We start from the raw sequence: 13,207 nt of genomic DNA, 5'->3' as shown, positions 1-13,207 counted from the left end.
TTTAATTTAATGCTTCTTTATTTAATGAGTTTATTTTGCTAATGTGGTGTATTATAAAACTTATAGTACAATTGCAAGTATTGTTAATTAACATAAGTATACTATTATTTTGTATCTTAAAGGTCAGAGGATTGTTGATGAAATAGTTAAGAATTTCTTGTCTGACAGTTGTGTTGCTATCTATTTTTAAAATAATGGTATTTTTTACTTGCTCAACTTCACAAATGCCAATACTTGCACATAGTTGCTTTATATATATAGTGTTTAATAAATTTTCGACCTCGCTTGGTAGTTTACCAAACTTATTAGTTAACTCTATGTAGTAATTATCTATATCTTCTTTTGTTTTTAGATTGCCAATTTTTTTGTATACCCGCATTCTTAATCCTATGTCTTTAATGTAATGCTCAGGAATTCTTATATTAACATTTATATTAATATTTATATGATCAAGATCTTGAGGATTTTCGTTATGAGTGTTAAGTTCTTCTTCTAACATTTGTTGATATAGTTCAATACCTATATCTTTGATATTACCTGATTGTTCTTCCCCAACTAAATTGCCAAACCCTCTGATATCCATATCATGTAGGGATAGAGTAAATCCTGAATTTATGGAATCTATTGATTGTATTATTTCTAATCTTTTAGCAGATGTATTGGTTGCTTTTTCTGATAATATAAAATATGAAAAACCTTTTATGCTGCTACGTCCTACTCTTCCTTTTAGTTGATAGAGTTGTGCTAATCCAAACATGTCAGCATCGTGTATTATAATTGTATTGGCAAAAGGAATATCTAACCCGCATTCTATGATTGACGTAGTAAGTAATATTGTAAATTTGCCATCAAAGAAATCATTCATTATTGTATCTAGTTGACTAGAAGGGAGTTGCCCATGGGCAATATTAATTTTAATTTCTGGCAATAATTTTTTTAGGTTATCATTAATGCTTTCTATATTACTAATTTGTGGGCAAACATAAAATACTCTGCCTCCTCTATTATGTTCTCGTATTATAGCATCTTTTATTATAGTTTCATCGTAGTATGTTGTGCAGGTTGTCACTGGTACTCTGTTTTTTGGTGGTGTTTTTATTAAACTTAAATCTTTTATTCCACATAGTGACATATATAGCGTTCGCGGTATTGGAGTTGCAGATAGCGAAATTACATGAATACTTGTCTTGATTTTTTTTAACAACTCTTTTTGTTTTACTCCAAATTGTTGTTCTTCATCTATGATCAATAAGCTTAGGTTAGCAAAAGTGATATCTTGTGCTAGTATTGCATGTGTTCCTATTATTATGTGTACTTGGCCACATGCTAAACTTTCTTTTGTTCTTTTTATTTCAGATCTCTCAACAATTTTGGATAATTGTTTGATTTTGATATTTGGAAATTTTTTGAATCTTTCAGTGAAAACAATAAAATGTTGCCTGCATAGCAAAGTTGTTGGTACTATAATTGCTACTTGATGATTCTTACTTGCTACTAAGAATGCTGCACGTAAGGCTATTTCTGTTTTCCCAAAGCCAACATCTCCACAGATTAGTCTGTTCATGATTCTACCACTTGATAGATCATGTTCCATGTCTTTTATAGCTTGTAATTGATCTTCTGTTTCAATATAAGTAAATTCATTACAAAAATGTTTGTAATTTTCGTCAGGGAGAAATAATTTGCCAGTCGATAATCTTCTTGATGCTTCTGTAGCTAATAATTCTTTTGCAATTTTTTTTATATGATTTTTTATTTTAGTTTTACGTTGTTGCCATGATGTACTACCTAATTTATCGAGGATAACATTGGCATTTTGTTGTCCGTACTTGGATATGAGATTGATATTTTCTACAGGTAAGAATAATTTATCACTATTATAGTATTCTATTTTGATAAAATCGTGATAACTATCAAATACTTTAATAGTATCGAGTTCTACTATTTTCCCAATTCCGTAATCTTTGTGTATTACAATATCTCCAATATCTATGTTAGTATCATTGCTAATAATATTTGAAATATTACTTTTACCTATTATTTCTTGTTTGTTTAGTAGATCATGTTCTGCTACTACAATAGTATGTTTTGAGATAAAGCTATGATCTATTGGTAATATAGCAATGTTATGTGAAGAATGTATTTCTTGATAGTTTTCTATTTTACATAGTTTGATGTTGAATATTCTAAGTCTATTTTGTATGTATTCTAAAGAACCAATAGAATAGCAAGCTATTATTAGTTTTTTTGTATGACATATGGTCTGAATATATTGTGCCAATATTTCAAATATGTCGATTTTTTTATTTTGTGCTAAAATTTTAAAATTTGGAATTGTCTGGATCTTTATTGTGACATCAAAAGCAGTGTTATGTGCATTTTTATGAGTCATTGCTAAGTTATTAGTAGTATTTTCAGATTGTGAGAACTCGATTTTATGAAACTGTTTAGTTATAGTTTGAAAGTCTTTAAGATTAATGTAAAGTTGATGTGGAGGTATTTGATAAGATAGTTGAGATCTATAGTGTGAGTATATTTGATTGTTATACTCCTCTATTTCTTTTGCCAGCTTATCATTGAATATTAATGTTGTATTTTGTGGTATATAGTTGAAAATATTTTGTAATTCTTCCTGATAAAATAAAGGTAAGAAATTTTCTTCTCCTATGTATTTCTTTCCAGATGTTATTGTATCTAGTAGGTTTTTATCTTGGCTTGCTTTTGTTTTATAGATTTTAGAAAAAAGATCTATATTTTCTTTTTGTTTAATTATTTCGGAAGTAGGGTAAATGAAAATCTCATTTAAAGAGGAATTATTATCTATTGATTGTGTTTGATAATTGAAGAAGTTAATTGATTGTATGAAATTATCATGTAAATGAATTCTTATAGGATTTTTATAGGTTATGGGAAATATATCGATGACATTGTTATGTATGGCAAATTCGCCAATATCCCGTACTATTGAGTATTGACTGTATCCATGGTAAATTAAATAGTTTTCTATATAGTCTCTTGTGATATTCTGTTGAGATCTAATTTTTAGTACTGATTGTAGTATGATATTTTGATGTAGTACTTTTTGGACAATTGCATTAATTGTTGAGATGATAATATAGGGAGTGTCATTACATTTAGTAATTAGAGAGTGCAGAGTTTTAATTCTTTCTGCCATTACTGAATTATGTGGGGAATTTTTTTTATATGGTATTGAATCCCATGCGGGAAATATAATTATTTCAAGGTTTGGAATATAGAATTTAAATATTGATGCTAAATTGTATAATTGTATTTCTTTATTAACTATATATACTGCGGAATGGATTAGTTTTTGCGCGTACATTTTTATAATAACAAGTGGTTCTAATGTGTGTGGAATATTAGAAATTTTGTTAGTATTGCTCATGGAATAGTTTTGTAATATTAATAATTAGTATTGTAAGTAAAAAATGCAATCTATAAAACATATTAGTTAAATCTGAATGCTATGTTTATAGTTATTCATGATATTGGAATAATCCTGAAATAGATCTACATCTAAGATAATACTGTTGAGTTGATAGAATAATTTGTTACTGTGAATTATATTTGTATAATACATAATTATCCTTTTTATTATAATGTTTTAGTTTCTGATGGAGAAGAAAATCAGTGTTACGGCAATGTAACGTAAGAATATTTTATTTAGAATATAAATAAATTAATATCTTTTAATTAATATTCCCTAAGTAATTCGATTATGAATTCCATTGTTGAATGTAATACAGCAAAACAGATTATTATAATACTGTCTACTGCTCAATTACATTGATACTGTTGACTAGAGGGGTTCTATTTTTAGGTATGTGTCTATTAATATATACACTAGTATTGTTGATTGTGTAAAAAAGCAAAATACCAATGTAAAGTGTTTCTCTTTTACATAATACGGCAGTTTGATTGTGTAGGATGCAGTGCTGTGTTAGTAATACTGTTGCTAGGGCTACCTTCGTTTTCTACTTCTACGTCACATTCTGATACAACTTCGAAGTCTGATTCAAGATCTGATTCATGTGATAGAATTTCGATATCTGATAAAAACTCTGAATCAGATTCTTGTAGAATTTCAATGTCTGATGAGCTACATGATATATTACCTGGACTCTGTATAGTTACCTCTACTGTAGAAGAACTTTGAGGATCATTTTCTGTCTCTCTATGTGTAGAAGGTGTGTCTGTTATGCTAGGAGGAGAGAGAATTCCAAACCACTGTAGGACTCTTGTTGTGTAGTTGAATATATATGCCATGAATCGTGCAAAGATGCCACGACGATTACGTGGTGTATACATTTTACTACCTCATTATTTAAAAATATTATGTAATTGAAACTTAATGGTATATGACTTTAAGTGTAAAGTATATTACCTATAACACATACTTAAATAATTGTAGTGTATTTTTATACTTCAAGCAAGTATAAATTAAGTGTTTGGTGTAGCATAAGCAGTGGATTACTAAGAACGTGTTATGTTGAAATTTATGATTATGTCATGATTACTTGATCTGTAATAATTTGTATAAGAAATGCTCATGCTAGAAAAAAGATTTAATAAAATAGAAACTTGACTATTGGTTATTCTAGCAAATTTGTATAGTAATTAGATATGATCCTTAGTACGTTATTGTGTGGGGTAAGTTGCACATATCCATAGTATCTATAGGAAGTATTGTTTGATGTTCAAGTTTTTATACTAATGTGTGTAGGGTAATCTATAATGAGCACTGGTAAATTTTGGAATTTTAGTGTGTTTATTATCGGATTAACTTGCACGATATATTAGTTGATGTGTATATGTCAGTAACCTGACCTGCTGCAGGAAAATGACTTTAAGATGTTATGTTGTTTTAAATAAACACTGAATTGAATGAATATTTATGATTTTACTATTACTGCTAAACTAACTTACTATAACTAATCGATGTGTAGCATATTAGTTTTTTCACTTAGAACAAGACTACATTCTGTAGCTGCTGTAGAATAGCTGTATTCAGAACTAGAGCTGTCATCATAATCCTCATCTGATGTTGAAGTTTGTTTATAATGAGGGTTACCTTCTGAATGGTGTTGATTGACAGTAGGTAAACAACATTTTCTAAAAGGTAAAAGTAGGAGTGAAACCAACAACATTGGTATAGAGACTACTACACATGCTACTCCAAATAGTAAAGAGAATACTACTAATAGTAAGGTTATAGATATTATTATAATAGGGTACTCTATCCTTGAAGTGCCGTTATAATCAGGATTATTTTCTGAATACAATTTAGTATACATATAATATGGAAAAAATCCTAACATGACTGGTACTGATACGACGTTGAATAACCCGAAACGAAAACATATCATTGCATTTCGAGGTGTAATGAACTTGAATAATTTTACTTTTATACTTTCTTCATGATTCATGCTACTGAAACTAAATTGAGGATGCTTTATGCGCTGTACTAACGATGAATTAATAACAAATAGATCAGAAGGTCTCATTTTTTTTACATATTAATAATAAACAGAAATGTCCAACTCTAAAGACATTATCAATAATGATCATATACTATACTGTAAGTAATTTAGCAAGTGTTAATTTGTTAATCAATGTTTATATATTTTTATTATGGTTTTGTAGGCGTGTATAAGAGTTATTTATTAAATTAAACTTTGTGTTTTTTCCTATGATGGGTTGGTCTGTGATTATAACTTTTAAAAAGTGTTTTGCTAAAAAAAGATCTACTGAAAATTGTTGATATTGAAATAAGAGTTTTTCTATTAATTTTTTAAAATTGTTATATAGTGAAGTTGTGATAGATAATGTAACTTTGTAAAATTATACAGTATATGTCTGAATGATGGGTTTCTATGATTTATGAATGTTCGTAGAACGTATTTTAAATATTTGAATGGTAAATTTATGTTCAATTATATGCTAATCAAAATGTTACATTTGTCTAAATAAAAGCTTCTTCTTCCTGATGTTTTGTCCAAAATCAACTGTACTTGATAATTCAGTATCGGTATTTGCACTAGTGTTTTGATTTGTTTTTTTATTTCTTATATTTTTTCTGATGTTATCTATTTTTTTGTAGGATATGTACATACCTAAATTTCATTTTTGACTCAACCTTTTTTCATTATCAAATTGTTTATAACAATGAAGTATATGGTATGCAGTAAAAGAGAAAAAAGGATTGAAAGACATACATAGCAGCACTACATTACTACTGTAGCCTCAATAAATAACGGTGTAGCTATTGACCCAACCCTATAAAAGAAGCTTGCATTGAGATTTGACATAAGGTAGGAAGCCATCAAGATTATGTTTTAGCTTACTGCTTTGATTTATATTGTTAAAAATACCAACTAAACCTTTAAAAGATGTTGTATCGTTGTATATTTTCTAAGATTTGTCATGTGATTTAAAAAATAGTTATACACTTTCTTAATTATTAGAATTTTAATAATTATACATAACTGCTTTTATTTTTGTTAGAATATGAATAGGATAAAATATTATTTGAATAAGTAATTCTTAAATAAATGAAGGCCACGATCGTTTAAATGTTTGATATCTATAGCATTTGAAAGTATTTAGCAAGCATAATATAAAAGTATATTTTAATATTGGCGTATGTTTATTCACTTAAGTTTTTTTAGTAAAAATTAGATAAAAATAGTAATTTATAATTGTTATGTGTCTAGAAGAATTAGTGTTATCAATTGTAGAACCTAGATTCATTCTTTACGTAATTACAATAAAATATATTTTGTTTACTGGATAGGTAAAAAGTGTAGTAGTGAAGTTTGTATGATGTGCACTTAGTTTTTAATTACTTTATTGTTGTTACAAGAGGATGTTATATTATTAGATAATATGTTGTTTGGTAATGAGCTTCTATTTGTACTCAAAGAGGCTTCACATTCTTGATAAGTCAGGTTAAGAGGATGTAATGCTTCTCTAAGTGCAACATGTCCTTCTTCTTGATTGTTATCAGAAGGACTTGCTGTGTCTTGACAAGCATCATCGAGTAGACGTAATGCGTATTCCACGGTTAGATCTTCTTGACTGTTATGAGTAGTACTTGCTGTGTCTTGACAAGCATCATCGAGTAGACGTAATGCGTATTCCACGGTTAGATCTTCTTGACTGTTATGAGTAGTACTTGCGCTGTCTTGACAAGCATCATCGAGTAGACGTAATGCGTATTCCACGGTTAGATCTTCTTGACTGTTATGAGTAGTACTTGCGCTGTCTTGACAAGCATCATCGAGTAGACGTAATGCGTATTCCACGGTTAGATCTTCTTGACTGTTATGAGTAGTACTTGCTGTGTCTTGACAAGCATCATCGAGTAGACGTAATGCGTATTCCACGGTTAGATCTTCTTGACTGTTATTAGTAGTACTTGCTGTGTCTTGACAAGCATCATCGAGTAGACGTAATGCGTATTCCACGGTTAGATCTTCTTGACTGTTATTAGTAGTACTTGCTGTGTCTTGACAAGCATCATCGAGTAGACGTAATGCGTATTCAGTAGTTAATGTTGTTGATCGACTTTGAGCTGTAGGCAATTGATATAAAATTCCTTCTTCGATAGATCTATTTTGCCATCTTTGTCGGTGGATATTTTGGGTAGATCTGGGTCTATTTACGTGATGTATTATAATGATAAGTAACAAAACTGCGAAACATGCAATAAATATCTGGATAAGTTGCTGAATATCAGTATCTTGTGATGCAGTTGTATTATTGGTTGTTATAAAATTGGAACTACTTGTTGTACTGTTAAATGGGTTAGTAGTGGTTGTTGTAGTGCTACTACTATTTGATACTGTACTTGCTATAGAAGTAGCATTGTTTGCTGGATTACTGATCATATCTCTTGTAGTAGTCAACACAGATGTAATAGTACTGCTTGGTTCTGTTGTATGGCTTGTAGGGTAAGTGTTATTTGTCTGTGTAGGTAAATTAGTAGTATTTGTTGTGTTATATATGAATTGTGTTGTAGTGTTAGCTACGTACTGTAGTAGTGAACTTATAGTGTCTACTGCAGTACTTATAGCATTGCTGAGCGTGGAATTTACTCTACTTGTTGTGTCTAGTATAGTACTTATTATAGAATTAGTAGTCTCTGTTGTAAATTGACTGCTACTTGTTGTTGAATTTGTTGTGGCAATAGCATTATTGGTTGAAGTGAAGGTATTTGTTGTGTCGTTAGGCATAGCTTTTACTGCATTTGAGTTGACTTAGTGTTTTTATAATGAAATATAAGTTATGCTTCGTGATTATGAACATTTGATTAATCAAAGTTAACCAAATATGGAATATACTTGCCTAGTTTGTATAAAAATACCTATCTAATGGTAAATTAATATTACTTATTTAGTTAATTCTTTGTTATTTTAATGTAGATGAGTTGGTTGTATGGTAAGATTTATATTAAATGATAGTCTATATTCGTAATCTTGTATTAAAGAAAAATTATAAAAGTAATTCTTTATAATTAAAAGAATCTTACAATATTGTAGTAAGTTATTTTAATGAGTCTTTCTATAGTTCTAACAGAAGAATTAATAAAGAAAATTTTTATAATACCTTAGGGAATAAAGTTAGCCTACAAAATACATATATGATAAATCAATAACAAAGGTTTTATAATGTGGATCAAGATAGGTTTTATCCTTTACCCATCCAAATAACGATTCTTGTTAAAACTCGTGATTCTAATATACAGGAATCTTCACCTATATCTCTTCTATGGAAGGAATATTGATGACATGTATGGTGCTAATGGCATAAAATTATAAATTCGGAAAATGTTTTTTGGTAAGTAATATACTGCATTTTATAGTAATATGCGTACCAATTTATATGTATCTAATATGCTATTTACACAACTAAATATATGGAGAATGTATAGTTTATAATTTTATGTGCATGTTAAAAATCTTTATATAAAGCGCCATTCTTAAAATAGCACATAGTCTTATGGCTAGTTGTGAAGTGACTTTAAAAATCTATAGTGAGTGTCATGGTTATATCCTTCTAGAGCTAACCGCACTATGTTCTACATCTATTAATTGCATAAATTCATTTTGGTGTAGATTTAGCTCATAGAATGAGTCATGTATGTAAAATCTATAAAACTATGACTATAGTGTAAGTATTAGAAGTGTATTGCGGATTATTTAAATTGTCCTTCTCTATTACTACATGCTTGGTTAACACATGGTGATTACTAAATGTAGTGAAAGATAGTATTGTTATAAATAGTGTTCTATGAAGAATATCATGATTATTGTTAGTGATATTATATACATTAGTGTAACTATTAGAAGTGTATTGCGGATTATTTAAATTGTCCTTCTCTATTACTAACATGCTTGGTTAATACATGGTGATTACTAAATGTAGTGAAAGATAGTATTGTTATAAATAGTGTTCTATGAAGAATATCATGATTATTGTTAGTGATATTATATACATTAGCGTAAGTATTAGAAGTGTATTGCGGATTATTTAAATTGTCCTTCTCTATTACTACATGCTTGGTTAACACATGGTGATTACTAAATGTAGTGAAAGATAGTATTGTTATAAATAGTGTTCTATGAAGAATATCATGATTATTGTTAGTGATATTATATACATTAGCGTAAGTATTAGAAGTGTATTGCGGATTATTTAAATTGTCCTTCTCTATTACTAACATGCTTGGTTAATACATGGTGATTACTAGTGTCTATAAAGAATATCATAACTATCACTATAGTGGTATTATCCTGCCGTTGTTGTAGTAGTGATGTTTATATAATTATTTATTTTGTGTACTCTAAGACTTATGCATAAAACTTAACCTTATATTTGACCTGTAGTTATACGAATTAACAAGTTAAATTCAACTTATGTAGAGAATAGTTTTTGTTAAATCTACAGGTCATCTATATTGCTTTATAAGCACAATTCAGGAAAAAAGTTAACAAGTAAATATGTGAACCTGACATCACCATAACATGCGATGAAAGACATTAATTTTTATGTTTTTTTAATTTAGTACTTCTCTGAAGAAGCTTGATGCTGTATTAACACATGTAATCACCGTATTATGCGTTCTGGTAGGTGATCTGTATATTTTTCTTGATCTGCTCTCACTTTATTCTATAACACGTGGTATACGACCTTCTCTAATGTCTCTATATTCTTCACATCGTATAGATATTCGTAATTTGTTATCATCATCAAGGTAAAAGAATTTTGGTGTCCATATAGTGTCGTCAGATTGATCAGATGTGCTTGTATAGTTTTGACCTTTGTTTCTTCCACTCTTTTTCTTATGTTTATATATTGCATAGAATGTTATTGCTAGTAGTATTAGTGCTGTTATGCATAATAGTGAGTACGTCGTAATGCGGAATGCTAATTCATTTGTATTTGCTGTTGCATTAATGGGACTGCTAGTAGATACATTGGGTGATGTTGGCATTTTCTTCCTAATATAAATTTTAAAGATAGTGTAGCTAATGCATGTACTATAAACATAAATAATTTAATATACTTAACACTTTAAGGAATACCATATACCCAAGGGTAGCAAGGGATTTATTGTGTATGTAAAGAGTAGCCCATGCGGTAGTGCATATATTTATTCCTTATTCTTAGCAAAGCAAGCAGAACATGACGAATACCCGCTCTATAGTAAGTATCCTCACTTAGATTAAACTACATCTTTTGTTGACTATAAATGAGTATTTTTCAAAGTAAAGTTTTTTTTTGTTTTTGTATAAATTGATTTATTGCTTAGTATTGCTTGCTTTTTATAAAATATTGTTGTTGGTAGTATATTATTATTGACTTATGAAGACTATATTAACTTTTAGCATGTTCTTTGTAACTTTAGCAATGAACTTTATGTTTATGACTTTATAAATTACTATGGATGTAAATTATGTTGTAATGCTAACTACTTTGTGTAATAGTGAATTTATAGTCTACTGCAGTAACTTGTAGAATTGATGATCATAGAAGATACTGCAGAGCTACACTACTTGCTATTTAGTATAGTTGATTATTGTAGCTAATACTCTGTGCTGTAGATTGACTGCTATGTCTTATAACTTACTAAGGTATTTATTGTATTATTTATAGCACCTGTAACAGTGATGTTATAGTTGAGGTAGTACATATTCATGCTACCTATAATAATATCATTATATAAAGTCATTCTTAAAATAGGACATAGTCTTATGGCTATGTTGTGAAGTGATTTTTAAAGTCTATACGTTTTCAGTAGGTGTCATGGCTGTATCCCTCTAGAGCTAATTGTACTGTATCTACGTTTATTAATTATATGAATTCATTATATAAAGTCATTCTTAAAATAGGACATAGTCTTATGGCTATGTTGTGAAGTGATTTTTAAAGTCTATACGTTTTCAGTAGGTGTCATGGCTGTATCCCTCTGGAGCTAATCGTACTGTATCTACGTTTATTAATTATATGAATTCATTTTGGTATGGATTTGGCTCATAAAATGAGTCATATAGTGTAAAAAAATTATGATTATAGCGTAAGTATTAGAAGTATGTTGTTTGAATTGCTCCTCTCTGTCCCTACATGCTTGATAATACATGGTGATTACTAAGTAGTATAGTGAAAATAGTATTGTTACAAGTAAGTGTTTATGCAGAATGTCATGACTATTACTGGTGGTATTACTTGCCATTGTTGTAGTAGTGACGTTTCTCTGGTTATTCATTTTGTGTGCCCTAAGACTTATGTATAAAGCTTAACTTTATATTTGACCTGTAGTTATACAAATTAACAAGTTAAATTTAGTATATAAGTATTAAAATGTTTAATTAATATTACGTAAATAATAGTTTTTATTAAATCTACAGGTCATCTATATTGCTTTGGAAGCACAATTCAGAGAAAAAAGTTACAAATAAGTGTAAACTTGACATCACCATAACATGCGATTAACTATATTAGTTTTTATGTTTTTTAATTTAATATTATTCTAAAGTTTTATGTGCGCCATTAGTATGTATAATCACCACGTCACTAATGGTACTATCTATACTAGCTTGAATTGCTTGATTATTTTCTTCCATAGTCTCTTCTTCTGCTACTTCTTCTTCTTCTTCTATAACACGTGAAAGACGATATTTGCTCATATCTACATATTGTTCACATCGCATAGGTATTGGAAGGCTGTTGTCATCCAAGAATATTCTGTGGTTTAAGCTGCGTTCACACGATGTTCTTGTGCGAGTTTCAGTCTTTTTTTTGTTTGAGAATAGTTTATATAATACTATTATTATCAACATTAGTAGTACCACAAAACACACAAAACATAACAAGACTTGCGGGAGATTTTGTTTAAGTATTGTTGTATCAATGGGATTACTAGTAGGTGTACTGGCGGTAGATGTTGTTATGTTAGATGTATTGGATGATGTTGGCATTTCTTATATAAATTTTAGTATAGCATAATATATGCACTATAAACACAGATAGCTTAATATATACTTAATGCTTTAGGATATATCAAAAACAATGAAAATTTACCATGTACGTAACCTGGTAGCACTTGTTAGCCTTATTTCTAGCACAGCAAATGGGATAAACAAATGCTACCTAACATTATTGCTATTTATAATAAGTATGCTTACTTAGATTAATTTTAAAGCCTATATTAATTATAAATGAGTGTTTTTTAAAGTAAAACTTTTTTTGTTTTTATATAAATTGATTTTTTATTAAATGTCATGTCTGGTAGTATATTATTACTTGATGTATGAGGACTGTACTGAATTTTAACATATTCTTTGTAATTTTAGCAGTGAACTTTATGCTTATGATCTTATAAATTACTATGAATATAAATTATGTTGTAGCTCATTGGTGAAGTATGTCTTATTTGATTGCTAGCTGTTGTTTCTATTATAGCTAGAATACAAGATTCTTACGTAAGATTTAGGTATTGATTTTCTGTTTAGTTGTGAATATGCTTTTTGTGGTAGTATTTATAGACTGATAGTGTTATTAATATCAATAGTTTAGTACCCAAGGTATATATTTTTCTGTTATCCTATTTAAATTGTTGAGGTACTTATTGTAGTATTAATCATACTTGATTTGTATGTATTTAGCATATCATACAATAAAGGAT

General features: G+C 28.9%; 7 protein-coding genes. 1 reads left to right on the top strand and 6 read right to left on the bottom strand.

Features of this window, described 5'->3' with window-relative positions; all coding sequences use genetic code 11:
* Position 1 precedes the first annotated feature (1 nt).
* From mfd to MR76_RS04890, 6 genes are all read right to left on the bottom strand, one after another.
* The gene (mfd, locus tag MR76_RS03690) at positions 2-3,406 is read right to left on the bottom strand and encodes a transcription-repair coupling factor (RefSeq protein WP_024072357.1); all 3,405 of its coding nucleotides are present in this window, start codon (positions 3,404-3,406) and stop codon (positions 2-4) included.
* A 512-nt stretch (positions 3,407-3,918) separates the two neighbouring features.
* On the bottom strand, positions 3,919-4,329 hold the full coding sequence (locus MR76_RS03685; protein WP_024072356.1) for a hypothetical protein: 411 nt from the start codon (positions 4,327-4,329) through the stop codon (positions 3,919-3,921).
* A gap of 623 nt (positions 4,330-4,952) precedes the next feature.
* Positions 4,953-5,525: a hypothetical protein gene (locus MR76_RS03680; protein WP_024072355.1), complete on the bottom strand. Its 573-nt coding sequence runs from the start codon at positions 5,523-5,525 to the stop codon at positions 4,953-4,955.
* Positions 5,526-6,851: 1,326 nt separating this feature from the next.
* Entirely contained in the window at positions 6,852-8,255 is a 1,404-nt protein-coding gene (locus tag MR76_RS03675) for a hypothetical protein (RefSeq protein ID WP_024072353.1), read from the bottom strand.
* A gap of 1,931 nt (positions 8,256-10,186) precedes the next feature.
* The gene (locus MR76_RS03665; RefSeq protein WP_024072351.1) at positions 10,187-10,516 is read right to left on the bottom strand and encodes a FeoB-associated Cys-rich membrane protein; all 330 of its coding nucleotides are present in this window, start codon (positions 10,514-10,516) and stop codon (positions 10,187-10,189) included.
* A gap of 1,531 nt (positions 10,517-12,047) precedes the next feature.
* Positions 12,048-12,233 carry a hypothetical protein gene (locus MR76_RS04890; protein WP_158407227.1) on the bottom strand — a complete coding sequence of 62 codons (186 nt, stop codon included), beginning with the start codon at positions 12,231-12,233 and terminating at the stop codon, positions 12,048-12,050.
* A 16-nt stretch (positions 12,234-12,249) separates the two neighbouring features.
* Between MR76_RS04890 and MR76_RS04885 the strand changes: the two genes are divergently transcribed.
* Positions 12,250-12,528, top strand: coding sequence for a hypothetical protein (locus MR76_RS04885; RefSeq protein ID WP_158407226.1), 279 nt, complete (start codon positions 12,250-12,252; stop codon positions 12,526-12,528).
* Positions 12,529-13,207 lie beyond the last annotated feature (679 nt).

It is taken from the genome of Ehrlichia muris AS145, from assembly GCF_000508225.1.
Lineage (GTDB): Bacteria > Pseudomonadota > Alphaproteobacteria > Rickettsiales > Anaplasmataceae > Ehrlichia > Ehrlichia muris.
This window is presented reverse-complemented; position numbering and strand designations above follow the sequence as displayed.